The sequence below is a fragment of the Kothea flammea genome (genome assembly GCF_052161645.1).
In the GTDB taxonomy this organism is placed as follows: Bacteria; Planctomycetota; Planctomycetia; order Pirellulales; family Pirellulaceae; genus Laterigemmans.
This window is the reverse complement of record NZ_CP197414.1, coordinates 792,986-812,476: the sequence shown is the minus strand read 5'-3', so window position 1 is coordinate 812,476 and position 19,491 is coordinate 792,986. Positions and strand designations below refer to the sequence as shown.

15 protein-coding genes are annotated in these 19,491 nt (G+C 57.0%); 9 read left to right on the top strand and 6 right to left on the bottom strand.

Going from position 1 to position 19,491, the window contains the following annotated elements:
- Window positions 1-60 precede the first annotated feature (60 nt).
- Window positions 61-3,552, bottom strand: coding sequence for a DEAD/DEAH box helicase (locus tag SH139x_RS02705; protein ID WP_488353751.1), 3,492 nt, complete (start codon window positions 3,550-3,552; stop codon window positions 61-63).
- Window positions 3,553-3,699: 147 nt separating this feature from the next.
- Here SH139x_RS02705 and SH139x_RS02700 point away from each other — a divergent pair, with 147 nt between their 5' ends.
- Window positions 3,700-4,065 carry a 2Fe-2S iron-sulfur cluster-binding protein gene (locus tag SH139x_RS02700; RefSeq protein ID WP_488353750.1) on the top strand — a complete coding sequence of 122 codons (366 nt, stop codon included), beginning with the start codon at window positions 3,700-3,702 and terminating at the stop codon, window positions 4,063-4,065.
- A complete protein-coding gene (thpR, locus tag SH139x_RS02695; protein ID WP_488353749.1) occupies window positions 4,047-4,685 on the top strand; it encodes an RNA 2',3'-cyclic phosphodiesterase in 639 nt (212 codons plus the stop codon). Before SH139x_RS02700 ends, thpR begins: the two co-directional genes overlap by 19 nt.
- Before the next feature lie 83 nt (window positions 4,686-4,768).
- Here thpR and SH139x_RS02690 read toward each other — a convergent pair whose 3' ends face one another.
- A complete protein-coding gene (locus SH139x_RS02690; RefSeq protein ID WP_488353748.1) occupies window positions 4,769-5,674 on the bottom strand; it encodes a PfkB family carbohydrate kinase in 906 nt (301 codons plus the stop codon).
- Between the two features lie 100 nt (window positions 5,675-5,774).
- Between SH139x_RS02690 and SH139x_RS02685 the strand changes: the two genes are divergently transcribed.
- Complete coding sequence (locus SH139x_RS02685; RefSeq protein WP_488353747.1) at window positions 5,775-6,761, top strand: YheT family hydrolase; 987 nt, start codon at window positions 5,775-5,777, stop codon at window positions 6,759-6,761.
- A gap of 68 nt (window positions 6,762-6,829) precedes the next feature.
- Here the strand turns inward: SH139x_RS02685 and SH139x_RS02680 are convergent, their stop codons facing one another.
- From SH139x_RS02680 to SH139x_RS02670, 3 genes are all read right to left on the bottom strand, one after another.
- Window positions 6,830-8,593: a glutamine--tRNA ligase/YqeY domain fusion protein gene (locus tag SH139x_RS02680; RefSeq protein ID WP_488353746.1), complete on the bottom strand. Its 1,764-nt coding sequence runs from the start codon at window positions 8,591-8,593 to the stop codon at window positions 6,830-6,832.
- Window positions 8,594-8,718: 125 nt separating this feature from the next.
- Entirely contained in the window at window positions 8,719-9,258 is a 540-nt protein-coding gene (locus SH139x_RS02675) for a chemotaxis protein CheX (protein ID WP_488353745.1), read from the bottom strand.
- Between the two features lie 138 nt (window positions 9,259-9,396).
- Window positions 9,397-9,765, bottom strand: coding sequence for a response regulator (locus SH139x_RS02670; RefSeq protein WP_488353744.1), 369 nt, complete (start codon window positions 9,763-9,765; stop codon window positions 9,397-9,399).
- 260 nt (window positions 9,766-10,025) lie between these two features.
- On the opposite strand from SH139x_RS02670, the gene SH139x_RS02665 reads away from it, so the two are divergent.
- The 3 genes from SH139x_RS02665 (at window position 10,026) to SH139x_RS02655 (ending at window position 16,033) form a co-directional block, all read left to right on the top strand.
- A complete protein-coding gene (locus SH139x_RS02665; protein ID WP_488353743.1) occupies window positions 10,026-12,908 on the top strand; it encodes a hybrid sensor histidine kinase/response regulator in 2,883 nt (960 codons plus the stop codon).
- A 79-nt stretch (window positions 12,909-12,987) separates the two neighbouring features.
- Window positions 12,988-13,491, top strand: a complete 504-nt coding sequence (locus SH139x_RS02660) for a chemotaxis protein CheW (RefSeq protein ID WP_488353742.1) — start codon at window positions 12,988-12,990, stop codon at window positions 13,489-13,491.
- Between the two features lie 172 nt (window positions 13,492-13,663).
- The gene (locus tag SH139x_RS02655) at window positions 13,664-16,033 is read left to right on the top strand and encodes a methyl-accepting chemotaxis protein (RefSeq protein ID WP_488353741.1); all 2,370 of its coding nucleotides are present in this window, start codon (window positions 13,664-13,666) and stop codon (window positions 16,031-16,033) included.
- A 32-nt stretch (window positions 16,034-16,065) separates the two neighbouring features.
- Here the strand turns inward: SH139x_RS02655 and SH139x_RS02650 are convergent, their stop codons facing one another.
- Complete coding sequence (locus SH139x_RS02650; RefSeq protein ID WP_488353740.1) at window positions 16,066-16,203, bottom strand: hypothetical protein; 138 nt, start codon at window positions 16,201-16,203, stop codon at window positions 16,066-16,068.
- Window positions 16,204-16,356: 153 nt separating this feature from the next.
- Here SH139x_RS02650 and SH139x_RS02645 point away from each other — a divergent pair, with 153 nt between their 5' ends.
- From SH139x_RS02645 to SH139x_RS02635, 3 genes are read left to right on the top strand one after another with little or no spacing between them, the layout of a single operon-like run.
- Complete coding sequence (locus SH139x_RS02645) at window positions 16,357-17,601, top strand: protein-glutamate methylesterase/protein-glutamine glutaminase (protein WP_488353739.1); 1,245 nt, start codon at window positions 16,357-16,359, stop codon at window positions 17,599-17,601.
- The gene (locus SH139x_RS02640; protein ID WP_488353738.1) at window positions 17,592-18,446 is read left to right on the top strand and encodes a CheR family methyltransferase; all 855 of its coding nucleotides are present in this window, start codon (window positions 17,592-17,594) and stop codon (window positions 18,444-18,446) included. Before SH139x_RS02645 ends, SH139x_RS02640 begins: the two co-directional genes overlap by 10 nt.
- Window positions 18,447-18,451: 5 nt before the next feature.
- Complete coding sequence (locus SH139x_RS02635; RefSeq protein ID WP_488353737.1) at window positions 18,452-19,447, top strand: acyltransferase family protein; 996 nt, start codon at window positions 18,452-18,454, stop codon at window positions 19,445-19,447.
- Window positions 19,448-19,491: the final 44 nt, after the last annotated feature.

Below are 19,491 nucleotides of genomic sequence, written 5' to 3'. Positions count from 1 at the left end.
TACTGACCAGCCAGCAAGCAAACAGGCTGGCAGCCAGTGATAAACAGCAAACACGCGAGGCTATGCGGTATCGCCGCCGCGAATCAGCGTGATCATTTCGTCGGTCGACATCCGCCCCGCCCGGTCGGTTCCGCTCAACACGCTGGCAACCAACTCCCGCTTATCGTCGTGCATCGCCAAGATCTGCTCCTCGATCGTATCGCGAGCAACTAACCGGATCACCGTCACCGCTTGCTGCTGACCGATTCGGTGGGCCCGGTCAGTCGCTTGATCCTCAACCGCCGGGTTCCACCAAGGATCGAGGTGCAGCACGTAATTGGCCGCCGTCAGGTTCAATCCGGTACCGCCCGCTTTGAGCGAGATCAGGAACAACTCCCCTTCGCCACGCTGGAAGGCGTCTACGGCCAATTGGCGTTCGGCAGCCGGCGTCGAACCGTCCAAATATTGGTAGCTGATACCCTTCGCATCGAGCGCTTCGCGGACCAACGCCAAGTGCTGGACAAACTGACTGAAGATCAGCGCGCGGTGTTCTCCGTCGCGCAATTCATCGATCGTTTCCAGCAACAAATCCATCTTAGCGGAACTCCCCTGCCAACTGGAATTGACCAAGCGGGGATGGCAAGCCAATTGTCGCAGGCGAGTCAGCCAGGCGAGCACGCGGAAACGTTGCTGGCCTTCTTCGCCGCTGGTTGTTTGTTGTCCCAACTCGCGGACCGCAGCCATCCGAGCCGCTTCGTACTGGTTACGCTGTTCGCGATCGAGTTCGGCAAAGCGGTTAATTTCCGTCCGCGGCGGCAGTTCGGCCAACACCTTGTTCTTGGTTCGTCGCAGAATGAAGGGCTGCACCAAGCGAGCCAACGCTTCGCGTCGCTCGCTATCTCCCTGCCGCTCGATGGGATCGGCAAAGCGGTTGCGAAAATGTTCCCAAGTGCCCAGCAAGCCGGGCGAGATGGTCCGCATCAAACTCCACAATTCTCCCACGTGATTTTCCAGCGGAGTGCCCGAGAGGGCCAACCGCCAATCGGCTTTCAAATCACGCGCGGCGCGGGCCGTTTTGGTAGCCGCGTTCTTGATAAATTGAGCTTCGTCCAAGACCAAAGTGTGCCATTGACGAGCGGCAAAACGGGCTGCGTCACGTTGCAGCAGCGCATAACTGGTGATCACCAAATCGCCCGGCCCAACTTGTTCGACCAACGTTTCCCGATCATGGTCGCGGTACAGATAAGGAGTCAGCTCGGGCGCGAAACGGTTGGTCTCGTTGAGCCAGTTTTGCCCCACGCTGGTCGGTGCCACGACGAGCGTCGGGCCCCCCTTGCCGCGATCAATCAAGATCCCCAGCGTCTGCACCGTTTTGCCCAATCCCATGTCGTCAGCCAACACGCCACCGGCTCCCCAAACACTGAGCCGAGCCAACCAACGGTAACCTTCCTTTTGATATTCACGCAGATCGGCTTGCAGCCCACTCGGCACGCGGGGACGCATTTTCCGAGCTACTTCCAGCGACTTGAGCGTGGCGCTCCAGGCATCGCCCGCTTCAACCAACATATCTTCACCCAACAGATCGTCGACCAGAGGCGCTGCCACTCGGGCGACTTTCGCACCCTCGCGATCTTCGAAAATAGCATCATCCAGCTGGATCAAACGTCGCCGAAAAGCATCGCTGATTTTGGCAAAAGTATGATCCCCCACTCGGACGAATTTCTCACCGTCGCGGATCGCTTTGAGCAAATTGGCCAGCGTGACCTCTTCGTCTTCGATCTTGACGGTGCCCTGAATGCCAAACCAATCATGTTTTTCCTCAATCCGAACTCGCAGCGAGGCGGGAGTGATCTCACCAGCCATTCGCAGACGCTTGCCCTCCGGCCACATCACGGGCGGCGCCTCTTCCCCGAGTTCCGCCAAGCGGTCGAGTAAAGCTAGCGAAACCTCGATCGACTCGAGGTACCAATCAAAGCCCCCTTCCCCGTTGGCTGGTCCCAAATCGAGTTGGTCGGCCATGTGATGCGCGGCAGACAATTCGGCATCGAACTCACGCACCAAGCGACGCGGCCCGGCGGGAGTGACCACGGGAATCTCGCCCGGCCCCGCAGCCGGTTCCAACGGACCGCTGAGACGATCATCGGCGACGCGAATGCGAGCCAACAAACCACGTTCCCGTGGTGCCAGCATTAACGTTAAAGTCGTCAACGGCTCGCGAGGACCAGCTAGCGTCTCTGGAATTTCAATCTCGACCAACCGGCTAAGATGCTCGGAAACACCCAACAAGGATCTCGCCGTCTTGGTGTCGACTTGCAGCGAAGCGGGATCATGGTCCAACAGCTCGCTGACCCAATCGGCCAGCTCGCGGTCGAGCGTTTGGCTGAACAACAACTGATTCGATCCCGGATCGGCCAACACGACGCGCCGCGCATCCCATTGCTGGCCCGACACGGTGGTCGTAAATTCGCGTCCCGGCGGCGGCGGATAGATGGCCGTTTGGCCCATCCGCAACACCACTTCGTATTGATCCTTCTCCACCGCCGCCACCGTGATCCGCAACGGCCGATGCAGGACGTGGACGGCGGCCCGCAGCTCATCATCCCAGACCACGTTGGGATGTCCGACAAGCGCCGGCAACAACTCGACCAACTGTCGCTCGTTGGCATCAAAGCGGGGGGCCACGCTCCGCAATAAACCGCCGGCGCGAAGGTCTTGCACGGAGCGACTGCAGAGTTCTAAAAATCCTTGGCTGGTCCAATCCAACTGTCGACCACGCGACCACTGACTCCCCCGCCGCATCCGTTTCTGCTCGTAAATCCGCAGACTGAGCGCCCGCTCCGGGTCGTCGCTGGTTAAAGCAATTCGCCACTGCAAACGTGACTCGGCTTCCGACACCCGCTCGTTTCGCTCGCGAACCGCACCGATTAATCGCGAGAGATACCAATCTCCAGCGCGAGCTCCGCGGGCCTCGATAAAAGCAGCCAAAGCTTGACGCTGGCGATCGTCGAGCAACCGCAGATCATTTTCCAAATATTCAACGGCGGCAAACCCGTGAGCGCAAGCGCCGCTGTCACTAAAAAACGCGCACTCGCAATAAACTCCGGCGACCAAATCAGACTGCGAGCGAGAGGCACCACCAACAGCTCCGCCAATGCCCCCTGCTCCGCCAATACCCCCTGCTCCGCCAATACCCCCTGCTCCGCCAATACCCCCTGCTCCGCCAATACCCCCTGCCCCGCCAATACCCCCTGCCCCGCCAATACCCCCTGCCCCGCCAATACCCCCTGCCCCGCCGAGACGCCCGGCCCCGCCGAGACGCCCGGCCGTGCGGCTGGCCTCGAGATCGATTTCCACGGAATATTCGGTATCCGAATCATCGTGCACCGTAAAATGCCAGCTGATCGACTTTTCGTCAGCCGTCACGTGGGGGGCGCGATTGACTTCGACACGTCGGGCACGCGAAATTGTTTCCAAGGGAAAACGACCCCGCAATTCGGTAATCGCACTAGCGATTTCCGCGGGAACACCGTCTTCCGTTGCCGCTTTCGGACGCTTAAGTTTGGGCTCCTGCATTAACTCCGCTCAATTTAACCGCTGGTTTAAACCACTTGATCGATCTGCCACTCTCCGTACAGTTGAGCCCAGCAGTCTAACATGTTGTCGTCGATCCACCATCGACCCTCTGATTTCTCGATTATCCACAAAGCACCCCGATCCGTCATGCCCAAGTTAACTGTTGAAGACGTTGGCCAATTTGAGGTCCCCGCTGGCAAACGGCTGGTTAAAGCGCTTGTCGAGGAAGCTGGCACCGATCAACTGCACGCTTGCGGGGGTGCCGCTCGCTGTACCACTTGCCGCGTTGCCTTCGTCGCCGGCGAGCCTGACAAGATGACCGTAGCCGAACAACAAGTCCTGCAAGCCCGCGGCGTGACCGAAGCGGGTGTTCGGCTCAGTTGCCAACTAACTTGCGACGACGACATGACCGTACGATTGATCAGCCGTTTGGAAGGCAGCGGCCGCAAAGATCAAGGTGGCCCAGTAGCCGACGCGATTGAACCGACGCCCGAATGGACGACGAAGTCCTAAAGCTCTCCTCAACCAGCCCCCCGCCGCAGGACCATCATCCTTTGCTGAACATTCGCAGCTTTATCGCCATTCCCATACCCGCCGCGATGCAAAAATCGGCCGCCGGGATGGTGACTCGATTGTCGGGCCCCGGCGATGGGATTAAATGGGTGCCGGGCGACAACCTGCACCTGACGCTCAAGTTTCTTGGCGATGTCGACAACCGCGACATCCCTCGGTTGTGCGAAGTCGTCAAGCAATGTTGCGCGGGGCACGAAGCCTTTCCGCTGGAATTTCGCGGTGCCGGCGCCTTTCCCACCCCCGAGAAACCACGCATCGTCTACGCCAAGGTGACGGTCGGCGGCGAACCGCTCACTGCGCTAGTGGAAGCATTGCAGCCAGCCTTGGCCGAACTGGGTTTTAAACCAGAACCACGCGATTACGTTCCCCACATGACGCTGGGACGCACCCGCGGTGGCAGCCGGAGAGGCTCCAGCGAATTGCAAGAGGGCATTGCCGCTCAATCGGAAAGCCGACTGGGGACGATGCTGGCCGACCGCGTGCTGGTGATGGGCAGCTTTCTCGATAAAGCTGGCCCCAGCTACCACGTGATGGGCACGATCCCGCTGCTTGGCGAGTGATTCGCCAAGCAACGGTGGTGGCCCGTCGACCCGGCTTGCGTAGTCGACCCGGCTTGCGCAGGCGACTCGGCTAGCCTACACGCCTAAACGATCGATAACATCTTGCGATAAGTTTCCAGCCGCAGATCGAGATCGCCCAACTCAATCTTCTGCATCCGCTCCAGGCTGAAGTCTTCGACGTTAAAGCTGGCAACCAATGTTCCGTAAGCGAGTGAGCGCTTGATCGTCTCCTCGTCGTGCTTGTTCTGAGCAGCGATGTAGCCCATCATGCCGCCGGCAAAGCTATCGCCGGCACCGGTGGGATCGACGACTTCACCGGTCGGGTAAGCGGGCAAGGTGAAGACCGCATCGGCGCTGAAGAACATCGCCCCGTGCTCGCCTTTCTTGACAATCACAAACCGCGGACCGAGTTCTAAAATTTTCTTGCCGGCGACGACCAGATTCTCTTCCTCGGTCAACAATTTGGCTTCGCTGTCGTTAATCACCAAGCCGTCGATGCGTTTGAGCAACTGCAGTAGCTCGGGGTGCTGGGTTTGGATCCAGAGGTCCATCGTGTCGGCGACCACCAAGGCGGGATTCTTGACTTGGTCGAGCACTTTGGCTTGGACCACCGGAGAGCCATTGGCGAGGAACACGTACCGGCTATCATGGAAAGCCTCCGGGACATGCGGATCGAATTCGCCAAACACGTTCAGTTCGACTTCCAACGTCTCACGGTCATTCATGTTGGGCTGGTACTTGCCCTTCCAAAAGAACGTTTTCTCGCCCGCTTTGACTTGCAGCCCGGTCATGTCGACCTGACGGCCAGTGAGCATCGCGGTATGTTCAGCAGGCCAATCCTCGCCGACCACACCAACCAAACGCACGGGGGTAAAGTAACTGGCTGCATAGGCAAAGTAGACTGCCGACCCCCCCAGTACTCGCTCACGTTGTGCAGTGGGCGTATGGATACTATCAAATGCGACGGAACCGACAACAAGCAAACTCATAGATGATTAATGGGGTGAGCGAAGCGAAAAATAAGAGCTATCGACCTCCATATTATGCCTTCTTTTCGCCGCACACTCCACCCGCGTGCTGACCACTGAAATGACGACACTTTTGCATTCCCCCCAGTTTCGCTCACATCGCTTGGTCCGTGGCGGGCATTTGCAAACGCTGGCGACCACTTTCCTCAGCAGCCCCCCGCCGCAACAACCGGCGACCGTCCACAGGGTGCCCCTGAGTGACGGCGATCAACTGGCTTTGCACGAAGACTGTCCACCCGGCTGGCTACCGGCCTCTCCCCGCTTGCTGCTAATTCATGGCTTGAGCGGCAGCCACCGGACCAGTTACATGGCACGCTTGGCGGCCCGCTTCCAGGCAGCCGGCACGCGAGTTTTTCGGCTCGACATGCGAGGCTCTGGAGTCAGCTTTGAGCATTCCAGTCAGCTCAATCATGCCGGCCGCAGCGAAGACATTTTGCGGGCCCTGGAGAAAGTGCATGAACTCACCGGTGACGGACCGATGTGGACAATCGGCGTCTCGCTCGGTGCCGGCCAGCTACTGAAAATGCTTGGCGAACTCGGCTGCGGCCAGCTTCACAGCGAAGCGGTGCGGGCCAATCTGGAACGTGCCGCGGCGGTCGCCCCACCGATCGATTTGGCGGGCTGCTCGCGACACATGCGGCGTTGGTGGATGCGTCCTTACAACCGCTTTTTTATTCGTCACCTACTGAAACATATTCCGCCCCAGTTGGCCGCCAGCGAAGCCTGGAATCAAATCGATCTGCAACGTCGTCCGCGAACCCTGTATGAACTTGATGACCGCGTGACGGCTCCGCTGTCCGGGTACCAAAGCGCGAATCACTACTACGCCAGCTGCACTGCAGACCAGTTTGTGGCGGCTAACCCAGTGCCCACGCTGGTGCTGGCCGCCAATGATGACCCAATCGTGCCGATTGCCGGCTTTCGCGCCGCAGATTGGCCCACCGGCACACAATTGGAAATCGTTGACGGCGGCGGCCACGTGGCTTTCCTGGCCAGCGGCCGTGAGCGATTCTGGCTCGACCAACGGCTGGCCCGCTGGTTCTTCTAACAGCTCGAGCAAGTCATCCGCGGCCCACGATTATGAGCCGACGGTGCTGGCCAGGGGCTAGCCGACCGTCAATCGACTTTACCCTTGGCTTCCATATTTCCCCAGCTATCACGGAGCGAGACGACGCGATTGAAAACTCGCGACTGAGCCGTGCTATCGGGATCGACAACGAAATAACCCAACCGTTCAAACTGCACGCGTTGGCCGATTTCATCGGCCACCAAAGCGGGCTCGACCTTGGCGGTCACCGTTTCGATCGAATCGGGATTGAGGTGATCAAGAAAGCTTTGACCGGACTGTGAGGAATCGGGGTTTTCGACTCGGAACAAGCGATCGTACAAACGCACGGTAACATCGCGCGCATGCTCGGCGCTGATCCAATGGATTGTGCCTTTGACTTTGCGTTCGCTGGTACCGCTGCCGCTGCGGGTTTCGGGGTCGTACGTGCACAAGACTTCGATCACGTTGCCGTCAGCGTCTTTCACACAATCGTGACAGTCGACAACATAAGCGGCTCGCAGTCGCACGGCGCCACCTTTCTTGAGGCGAAAGAACTTCCGCGGTGCTTGTTCGCGAAAATCTTCCCGCTCAATGTACAGCGTGCCGCTGAAGGGAACTTCGCGAGTGCCGGCTGCCGGATCTTCGGGGTTATTGACCGCGTCAACCATCTCCACCTGCCCCTCGGGCCAGTTGGTAATCGTCAGCTTGATCGGATCGAGGACCGCCATGCGGCGGGGCGCAACACGATTGAGGTGTTCGCGAATCGCGTTCTCCAGCCGCACCATATCGATCATACTGTTGAACTTGGCGACGCCGATATCGGCGCAGAAGTTTCGCAGCGATTCGGGGGTATAGCCGCGTCGCCGCAGCCCGCTGATCGTCGGCATCCGCGGATCATCCCAACCGCTAACGTGCCCCTCTTGCACCAGCTGCAGCAATTTGCGTTTACTCATCACCGTATAGGTGAGATTCAACCTGGCAAACTCGATCTGCCGGGGATGGTGAATCTGCAAATTTTGGCAGAACCAATCGTATAACGGCCGGTGCTGTTCGAACTCGAGGGTGCAAATCGAGAAGGAGATATTTTCCAGCGAGTCGCTTTGACCGTGCGCCCAGTCGTACATCGGATAGATGCACCAGGAATCGGCGGTGCGATGGTGGTGGGCGTGCATAATGCGGTACATGACCGGATCACGCAGATTCAGGTTTGCCGCCGCCATGTCGATCTTGGCTCGCAGCGTCCGCTCGCCGTCAGCAAACTCACCCGCCTTCATCCGCGCAAACAAATCCAAATTTTCTTCGACCGAACGATCACGAAACGGGCTGTTCACTCCCGCTTCGGTGACTGTCCCGCGATACTTGCGAGTCTCCTCAGCATTGAGGTCGCAGACGTACGCCTTGCCGGCTTTGATTAAGACGATGGCCCATTCGTAGAGCTGCTCGAAATAATCGCTGGCGTAACAGAGGTTGTCCCAAGAGAAGCCCAACCAGCGAACATCCTCCATAATGGAATCGACATACTCTGTCTCTTCCTTGGTCGGATTGGTGTCGTCAAATCGTAGGTTGCACGCGCCGCCGTACTTCTTGGCCAAGCCAAAGTTCAAGCAAATGCTTTTGGCGTGCCCAATGTGCAAATAGCCGTTGGGTTCGGGGGGGAACCGCGTTTGGACTTGAGAAAACCGGCCGCTGGCCAAATCTTGGTCGATCGCTTGCTCGATAAAATTCTGACGTAAAGTAGCTGCCGCATTCGCGTCTGGCCCCGTAGCACCTGCATCATGTGGTGCAGAGTGATCACCAGTCGTTGTGTTGTCATCAGAAACCGAGTCGCTCATCCGTGTCTATCCCGCGAAATGGAGTGTCAAAACAGAATCGTGCATTCAAGCGAACTTGAAGACTCGATTATGACATTCACGGTTCACGGCGTCGAAGGGGAAGCGGCGAAGAAAACTGAGGAAAATCAGTTCTTGTCGAAGGCCAACACGGGACCCCGCGCGGGCTTGGCGGCCATTTCCGGAAGCTCACACTTGGTGGTGGGCTCGGAATCGTCGTAGAGTCCCACGCAGAGGCTCAATTTGGCCCCTTCCAAATCAAAGGGGATGCAGACCGGGCGGACGTTGCCGGGGAAATTGATCGTCAAACCGCGGCCACAGATTACGCTGGGCAACGACATGCTCAGCTTATACTGGGTCAATTTGCACTTGGCTGCTCCCACGATCATGTTGGCAATTTCCGCGACGGCGTCGATCACCTGCTCATCGATCGTGTCGGTAGCATGACCGATCACGTTCTCGGTAAAGTCGATAGCCAGCTTCCGGTCGACACCCACGATCACGTTCCCGGGCAATCCGCCCGAGAGACCGACCATGGAGTTGACATCTTGTTCGCAAATCGCCGCTCTGACGACATAGGGCGAGCCGACGACGACTTTCCGCCCCATCATCGTCTCAAAGACTTCAGTCGCCGCTGTCACAAAGGCGTCTAAGATGAACTTTTGCATAATTCGACGGCAGCCGGCTGCCGCTCTCGGTGGAGGAAAAAATGGGCAGAGTTCTCGCGGGGTAATGCTGCCGTTCAGCATCACCGGCCTGTTAAAGCGTCTCGGTGAGGCTCCCAAGGAGCCTCCACCGAAATGGGCTTACGCTTCAATTTTGATCAATCGATTGAGCTTGAGCTTCAACATCTCATTATCAAACGGCTTGACCAAATAGTCATTGACGCCGGCCTGAATCGCTTTCAGGACGGAATCTTTTTCCGATTCAGTCGTCACCATCATGATGGGCACTTTGCTGCCGTCAGCGCGAATCTGCTTGGATAATTCCAAACCATTCATCTCTGGCATATTCCAGTCAGTAATGACCAGATCAAAGCGACTGCCATCGCCAAAAACTTCGAGTGCTTCGCGACCGTCACCAGCTTCTTCGATGTTATTCACACCCAAAGCCGCCAACGACCTCGCGATGATTTTACGCATCACACCTGAATCATCCACAACCAAAACATTCATGTTTCGTAGTCCTCTGCGAAATTGATCTTACGCCGCTACGCCCCACTCAAGCGACACGGGCGAAACAAGGAATGGCCAAAGCGGCAATAGGGAAATCTAGATCACGAAACTGGTCAAGGAGACGGAATTGAGTGAGAGTCGACAATTTTTCCAAATTTCACCCATTCGGAACTTTTGGCTGACGATCATGACCTACTTTTCAGAGGATTGGTTCCCCTCCCCCTAAAACTAACACACTCCCGCCTGATCGGTTTCACCCAATGGACGAAGAACAGTTGGTCGTCGAGTTTGTCGATGAAGCCCGCGAACATTTCGCCGATATTGAAGCTCAACTCCTGCAGATTGAAGCTCTCGGCGCTGACATTGACGACAATCTAGTCAATACCGTTTTCCGCGCTATCCACTCGGTTAAAGGTGCCGCCGGCTTCCTCGGCCTGCAGACCATTAACCGCTTGTCGCACAGCCTGGAGAACGTGCTGGGTAAGTTTCGTGATCATAAGATCATCCCCACACCTTATAATGTAGATGTGCTGCTCAAGGGCGCCGATCGGCTGCGTTCTTTGATTGAGATCGTGCACGATAGCAATCAAGAAGATGTCACTGGATTAGTCGCCGCGATCGATGCCGTGCTGACCGAAGAAGCCACAGAACCGGCAGAACCGGCAGAACCAGCCACAGCAACAGAGGCGGTCGAAGAATTGGTCGGCGAGTCCGCCACAGCGACCACCAAAGCAAAAACAACTCGCCGCCGCTCGACGGCCAGCGGCAAAAAAACAACAACTCGTAAAGCTCGCGCCACGACTGGCAAACAACCAGCCAAAGCAGCCGCGAAGAGCAGCAGCGGGCGGGGGGCGAAAACAACCGCTGCCACAACCGCTGCCAACAAAGCAGCGCAACCAGCTGAAGAACCACTCAGCGGCTCAGCAGTCGCCGACCAAGCCTTAACCACGGTCGCCGACGCCTCTCAAGCGGTCGCCGATGAACTCGACAGCAGAGCGGCGAGCGGCGGCGAGGGCAAGAAAGTGGCGGCAGCTCGTAACGCTGCCAAACGGGGAAGCGGCACCCCCGAAGCCAGCATTCGCGTTGGTGTCCGCGTGCTTGACCGCTTGATGAACCTTGCTGGGGAATTGGTACTCAGCCGCAACCAATTACTGCGAACGATTGGCAACAGCGCCGGTCGCACCGCCGCTTTGGATACGATTGCCGCGGGGCTCGACCAAGTCACCACGGAGCTGCAAGAAACAATCATGCAAACGCGGATGCAGCCGATCGGGAACGTGTTTGGCAAGTTCCCCCGGGTGATCCGCGATCTGTCCAATCAGCTGGGCAAGCAGGTGCGGCTGGAAATGGATGGCGACGATGTCGAGGTGGATAAAACCATCGTCGAAGCGATCGCCGATCCACTGACCCACCTGATCCGCAATTCAGTCGACCACGGCATCGAACGTCCCGAAGTCCGCAGCCAAGCGAAGAAACCGGAAGAGGGTTTGGTGCGTCTGCGTGCCAGCCATCAAGCTGGCAAGGTGGTGATTGAAATCATCGACGACGGCGCCGGCATGGACCCGGCCGTGCTGCGACGTAAAGCGATTGAAAAGGGAGTGTTGACGGCTGAAAAAGCTGAGTCGATGTCGAATCGCGAATCGCTGAGTTTGATCTTTGCCCCCGGCTTTTCCACCGCCGCCCAAATTACTGATGTCAGCGGTCGCGGCGTCGGCATGGACGTGGTCCGCACGAACATCGAAAAACTCGGTGGCTCGGTGGAACTCGACTCGACCCTCGGCAAAGGATCTTCGATTCGCATTACCCTGCCGCTGACGCTGGCGATCGTGCCGAGCATGATCGTCTCCTCAGCAGGTCATCGCTACGCCTTACCACAAGCAAACATTGTGGAGCTGGTGCGAGCCGACGGCCAAGAAAAACGCATCGAATGGGTCAGTGGCGCGGAGGTCTTACGCTTGCGTGGGAATCTGATTCCTCTGGTTCGTCTGAGTACTATTTTGGAGATCCCCTCGGAACTCGACAGCGACCATAATTCAACACAACCTCATCAAGTTGTGGTGATTGAATCGGGTGCCACCCGCTTTGCTTTAGCTGTCGACCAAGTGCTCGACAGCGAAGAAATTGTGGTCAAACCGCTGGGACGACACCTCTCGCATCTAACCTTATTGGCAGGTGCCACAATTTTAGGTGATGGGCGGGTGGCCATGATCTTGGACGCGGCCGGCGTGGCGGCACGAGCCTCACTGGCGAACGAAGTTGACGAAAGCGAAGAAGCAACCAACCAGGCGGTCAGCGGCGAATTGCCGTCCGACGAACATCGCTTGGTGCTGCTGCGGGTCTCCGACCACGATCGCTTTGCCATCCCCATGGATGTGGTCAGTCGAATCGAACGCGTGACTGCCGAACAATTTGATCTAGTGGGTGCCCGCAAAGCACTGCAGTATCGCCGCGGCACGTTGCCGTTGATCGAACTGGACGAGGCGCTGACGGTCACCGAACCGTACCAACGCGACCACTTGTTCGTGATCGTCTTCAAGATCTTTGGTCGGGAAGTCGGCCTAGTCGCCCCCGAACTCGATGACATTCGCCATTGCCGCATTGAAATTGATGGCGACGCTTGTGACGAACGCGGCGTAGCCGGGATCACGGTGATCGACGAACGGACCACGCGTCTGCTCGATCTCTACGGCCTCTGCGAACGCCTGCGTCCCGAGTGGTTTGAAGAATTCAAAAAGAAACGTCCGCCAGAGAACCGCAATCGCGTGCTCGTCTGCGAAGACAGCGGTTTCTTCCGCAGCTTCCTAATCCGTACCTTGCGGGAAGAAGGTTTCGAAGTCTTTGAAGCCGAGGATGGCGAACGCGGCTGGGAATTACTCTCCGAAGGTCTGGAGGTGGACTTGCTGGTTACCGACGTGGAAATGCCTCGCTTGGATGGATTCGGATTAACCGAGCGTGTCCGCAAACTAGCTCGCACGGCCAACCTCCCCGTCATTGCCCTCACCAGTTTGGCGGACGACTCTTCGATCGCTCGCGGTCACGCCGTGGGTGTGACTGATTATCAAGTCAAAATGAATAAGCCCGCGCTGTTGTCGTCGATCGGCAAGATCCTGGGTACTAAAGGGGATCGTGCAAAATCGGCCTAATGCTGCCCAGTCAGCACACAGCGTCGCATAGCACAACCTATTTTTGATTCTCCCTTAAATTGTTTCGCGGTAGTCCATCATGAACTCAACTCCTGCCACTGTGGCAAATCATTCCAACGACGAATCCACCACCTCCCAAGCCACCATTCAATTGGTCAGTTTTGGTGTCGGCGACTGCGTGCTGGGTGTGGAAATAGAACATGTCCAGGAAATCAACCGTCAGCTCGAACTGACACCAGTCCCTGGTGCACCTGACTCGATTCGCGGAGTGATCAATCTCCGCGGCGATGTCGTTACCGTGCTCGACTTACATCGCTTGCTCGGCCTACCCGCCACGGAACCAACTCGCACTAGTCGCAACTTGGTGCTGAAAATCAACGGGGAACGAGTCGGTGTCATGGTCGACAACGTGTCGGACATCTTAGCAATCTCCCCGGAGGCGATCAGCCGACGTCCTCCGAACCTCAGTCAAGTCGATCGTCGCTACATTCGCGGAGTCCATATTCGCGACGAAGCGGTTGTCGTGATCCTCGATCCTCACGCACTTGCCAGCACAATGGAAGCTGTTTCGTCTCCAACCTAACAGCCTCGCCGAAAACCAACCAGCAGTTCGGCCAACCGCCGAGCTGATTCACAGTTTTCGAATCGTTTCCAAGTCAGCTAACAAGTTTTCCAACTCACCCGCTTGTAACCTTTTTCAGCCCCTGTTCTCAACCCATTCTTCCTGCATTTGCCTACTTTGAGGGAACTCTCGCATGAAACTCCGTGGACGCTTAACGATCGCCTTTTTAGCATGCGGCCTCGTGCCGATGTTAGCGATTTCAGTGCTTAACATCTGGAATGCCACCTCGGGCACTCAAGATGTTACCGATGATGCTGCGACCGCACTGCAGCAGCAGAACCAAGCGCAACTCGCTTCGGTCCGAGCCATCAAAAGCCAGCAAGTTGAGGACTACTTTAGTTTCATCTCGGACCAAGTTGCCACGTTCAGCCAAAACAACGCGACCGTGACGGCCACCAAAGAGTTCCGCCAAGCATTCACCTTTTTCCGCGACCAAAATAAAACCAGCAGTCCGGACATCGAGAACAAACGTCGTGAGTTGCGGGATTTTTATGAGGGGACTTTCTCCGCGGAGTATCGTCGCCTCAACCCCGATGGGGCCCCCAACGCGACCGCCCACCTCAATCAACTCAGCGACGATGCGATCGCTCTGCAACACGCTTATATCGTTGCCAATTCAAATCCCCTGGGCAGCAAACACTTGCTCGATGCGGCCGGCAGCAATGCAGATTACAACGATACGCACAAAAAGTATCACCAGATGTTTCGCCAATATCTGGAACGTTTCGGCTACTATGATATCTTTATTGTTGATCCCGAAACGGGCAACATCGTATACAGCGTCTTTAAGGAAGTTGACTTCGGCACCAGCCTGATCAATGGCCCCTACGCGCAAACGAATTTCGGTGAAGCCTTTCGTTTGGCACAACGAAGTAGCGATCCGAATGCCACCTTCTTGGTCGATTTCAAAAACTATTGGCCCAGCTACGAAGCTCCCGCCAGCTTCATTTCCAGCCCAATCGTCGCTGACGGCAAGACGATCGGCGTGTTGGTCTTCCAAATGCCCGTTGACCGTGTTAACGAAGTCATGACCCGCAAGATGCAGTTGGGGGAAACAGTCGAATCATACCTGGTCGGACAAGATCACCAATTGCGTTGCAACACCACCCGCGCTACGGAAGAGCACTCGATCGTCAAATCATTCCGCACCAAAACGACCTACGACAACGAAGCGATTCAGAAAGCTTTGGCAGGCGAAACGGGGGTCGTCGAATGCACCAATTACCTGGGTGATCAAGTGCTGACTGCCTACAGCCCGATCAGCCTACTGGGCTTGAAGTGGGCAGTTGTCACCGAAGTTACCACCGACGAGGCGTATGGGGCAATTGCGAGCATGCGAAACGATGCTAAGAGCATCCAGAGCAGCATGCTGTTGTTCAGCAGCCTCGCTGCCGTGTTTGCCACAATCGGCATCTTCGTGGTCGCCGGTTTCGTGATTCGGATGCTGATGTCACCCATCGATGCGACGGTCGCCACCCTCAAGAATATTGCCGAAGGCGACGGCGACCTGACCAAGCAACTGGATGAAAATCAAGTTGGCGAGTTGGGCGATCTGGCTTTGTACTTCAACAAGTTCGTGAAACGGACCCAAGACATCGTCAAATCGATTGCCGGCAACGTCACCACCCTGACCGGAGCCAGCAAATCGCTGAGCGAAACCGCTTCGCACCTCAGCAGCGGTGCCGCCCAGTCGAAGACCCAATCAGCCACCGTTTCCAGCGCCGCCGAGGAACTCAGCATCAACATGGGTGTGATCGCCCAAAGCACCGATGATATGAGCAATTCCATCGGCACCGTCGCTACCGCGGTGAAGGAAATGAAAGCAACCATCGGCGAGATCGCTGATAACGCCGAACAAACCGCCGAAGTCGCCGGACAAGCCGCTTCGCTGGCCGAAGTCTCCAACGCCAAAGTCGGAGATATGGGAATTGCGGCTCAGGAAATCGGCAAGGTGATCGAGGTGATTCAAGATATCGCCGAGCAAACCAACTTGTTGGCTCTGAATGCCACAATCGAAGCAGCTCGTGCCGGCGAAGCTGGCAAAGGCTTCGCCGTGGTGGCTACCGAGGTCAAAGAATTGGCCAAGCAGACCGCCGCAGCGACCGACGATATTCGCTCTCGCATCGAGGCCATGCAAAACAGCACCGGCCAAGCTGTCGAGTCGATTCAAGAAATCAGCCAAGTGGTCAGCCGCGTGAATGAACTGAGCCGCATGATCGCTTCGGCGGTCGAGGAACAGAACATCACCACGCAACAGATTGCCGACCATGTGACGGGTGCGGCCGATATGGCCAACGTCGTCGCTCGAGGTGTTGGCGAATCGGCGGAAGCTAGCCGTGAGATCACTGTCAACATGACCCACGTTGATGAAGTCTTGCAAGAAACCGCCGCCGGTGCCGACCAAAGTCGATCATCGGGTGACGAACTGAACCGACTGGCAACCGAAATGCGAGAACTGGTATCTCAGTTCCGCGTGGAAGCCCAGCCGCATCAAACGGTCTAAGAAAACAAGAACCTAGGCTAGCGCCAAAACGGCTAACCACCGTTAGCGGCTTTGGCGTTAGCGGCTTTGGCGTTAGCGGCTTTGGCGTTAGCGGCTTTGGCGTTAGCGGCTTTGGCGTTAGCGGCTTTGGCGTTAGCGGCTTTGGCGTTAGCGGCTTTGGCGCTAGCCACCGTTAGCGGTTTTGGCGAGTTGTTTGGCTCAATTCGGAACCGAGGCTAGCGCCAAAACGGCTAACCATATCACATACTTAACAAACTCCGCTTACGCTCGAAAACAATCATTTGGCAACAAGTGATTCACAGCCACTCCTGGTTTAAATCTGCATGACTACGCTCAAATGCATTGTGGTTGACGACTCGTTAATCTTTCGCAAAGTCGTTCGTGACTGCTTGGGAAAACTTCCACAAGTCGATGTTATCGACGTGGCTTCCGACGGCACGCGAGCGGTGGAAAAAATCGCTCAACATCGTCCCGACCTGGTCACCCTCGATGTGGAAATGCCAGGTCTAAACGGACTTGAGGTGCTGCGAGCCATCCGCGAGCAGAAAATCGATACTGACGTGATCATGGTCAGCAGTCAAACCGACCGGGCCGCCAGCGTCACCACCCAGGCACTTTCACTAGGCGCATTCGATTATATTCTCAAACCCAATTGTTCCAGCCCGGAGGCAAACTTTGCCGAACTGTTCGCAGAGCTGCAACCCCGCGTGGAACTGATTCGCAAACATCGCCAACGCCGGCAACAACGCGTTGAGCTGGCCGCCACGACCACTTTCAGGTCAATGGAACGGCAGACTTCAGCGCCAACCAATCGCGGCGAACGGGCGACTTTCGGAAAAACGACTCCCAGCGTCGGTGTAAGATCCATGGGACGAACTGGCGTCAACAATCCGCCTCCGCGGAGCGGGATAAATCCAACATTCACTGCGACTCAACCTCGAGATCAAACACGACCACGTCGAGCGACTGCGATGATTCCCCCAGAAGTCATCGTGATCGGTGTCTCCACGGGTGGCCCCGCCGCACTTCGCGAAGTATTGCCCAAACTGGCAGGCAACTTCCCGATTCCCATTCTGATCGTGCAACACATGCCGCCGCTGTTTACCGCCTCGCTAGCGAGGGACCTAAATAGCTGCTGCAAATTAACGGTCTGCGAAGCTGTGCACGGGCAAATCCTCAGCGGTGGCAACGTTTACATTGCCCCCGGAGGTGCACACATGCGAATCGGTGGTTTGGGCTCGCAACGCCACGTTGAGATCACCGACGACCCTCCCGTGCGAGCTTGCCGCCCGAGCGTCGACTACTTATTCGAATCAGCGGCCAGAACCTATGGCGCGGCAACGCTTGCCGTGGTACTGACAGGAATGGGAAATGACGGCACCGCGGGGAGTCGAGCGATCGGCGCCCTAGGGGGCCGCACAATTGTCCAAGACGAAGCCAGCTGCACTGTATTTGGTATGCCCCGACAAGTCATTGAAGCTGGCCAAGCGGATCGTATCGAACCTTTATCTAGTATCCCCGCCCTACTTTCCAGGGCAGTCATCAGCGGAGCAATTGCGTGTCTGTAGAACCCTCAGTATTACGGCTTTGTGATTTAGTAGAAACGCTTTGCGGCGTGGCGTTAGATCCCAGCAAAATGTATATGATTCGTGGCCGCCTGCGACCTCTGCTCGAAGAGTATGGCTTTGCCGACTACGACGCGCTCGCCAAGGACGCAGCCCGCCCGCACCAAATGCAACTACGGGACCGACTCGTCGACGCGTTGACGACAAACGAAACGCTATTCTTTCGCGATCGCTCTCCCTTCGAAGCGTTGCGTCAGGAAATTCTCCCGGCGCTGCGAGAGAGTTACGGCAGCAAGCGACCGCGATTGCGAGTTTGGTCCGCCGCCTGCAGCACTGGACAAGAACCTTACAGCATTGCCATGACGCTGAAAGAATCACTGACTGATTTCAGCAATTGGGAGATTTCAATCTCGGCGACCGACGTCTCGGCTGCCGCCTTAGCTCGCGCCAAAAGCGGACTCTATCCGCAACACGAGATGGATCGAGGTGTCACGCCGGAGCTGAGAGATAAGTACTTCCAGCGAGCGGGCGAGAATTGGGAGGTTCGCAATGAACTTCGCCGCATGATTCGCTTCGAAGTCCATAACTTGCATAAGCTGCCACCCACTCCAGGCCCCTTCGATATCATCTTCTGCCGCAACGTGGCGATCTATTTCAAGAAAGACGCGCGTCGCCAAGTGTTCGAGAAACTGGCCAATCGCCTCACTCCCGACGGCTGTCTGTTTGTCGGTTGCAGCGAAAGTCTACACGACCTGGGGCCGAACTTTAAGCCGCAACGATTGGGTCCGGCGACCGTCTATCGCCCCAATCAAACGGCTGCCACCAAGCAACCCGCCGCAATCGGTTGATCCGCGTGTCCTCTCAGCCGAAGCTCAACATCTCCCTCACCGCGCCCCGCGGCGAGCGACTATTCATGTTGGATATCGCTCGACTGCTGGCTGCGCTGGGGGTGGTTTGGATTCACGCTTGTCAGCATCCAGCAATGGTTTCTCAAGCGGCCTGGGGGCGGTTTGCGGTGCCCTTCTTTGCCGCCACAGCAGCCTACTTGGCAGTTGGTTCACTGCTCAAACGCGACCAACTCGGCTGGCGCGAATTCGCCACCTCTCGACTAACTCGACTGTACATCCCGTTCATTATCTGGAGCGGTATCTACCTAACATTCAAGTTGGTGAAGGCGATTTGCTTGCCCACCGCCGAAAACCAGTTTCCAGGTTGGGAGTTGTTACTTTTTGGCGGTGCCTATCACCTGTGGTTCATCCCCTTTTTGCTATTTGCCTCCCTCTGGCTGTTTTTACTAGTCAATGCATTCGGACGCTCCGCCTCCGCGTCGCGACAAGCGGCGACAGCTTGTTTTACCGCTGGACTGCTGTTGGCGATCCGCTTTTCCCAGCGACCACTGCCTGAAAACGAATGGGGCTTTATGGCCTTGGCTCTGCCAGCGCTGCTCTGGGGCGCGGCGCTCGGTTGGCTGCGGCTTCATCCAGCGGCCACGACCAAGTGGCTCGCCAGCTTGGCGCTTTGCTGTTTCGTTGTCTGCCAGTTCTCGATTCCCGCGCACGTGCGGTCACCGATCATGGAGAACGCGGCCGGTATGTCGCTACTAATGGCAGCCCTCTACTTGCCTCCTTGGCAACGGTTGAAGAATCTGGCCCGCTGGGGACAGTTTTCCTTGGGACTCTATTTCTCACACCTGCTATTTATCAAAGTCGGTGAGGTGTTGCTCGACCGCGTTGACTGGACCAGCCCCATGACCGGCAGCCTCCTGTTGATGCTAGCCGCCTCCCTGGCGGGGCTTGCTTGTTCGTGGCTATTAAGCCAGTCCGAACTAACGCGGCGACTGGTGGCCTAAGAGCAATTCGCCCCATAAGCCGGCTAAAGCCGGGACGCCAGCGC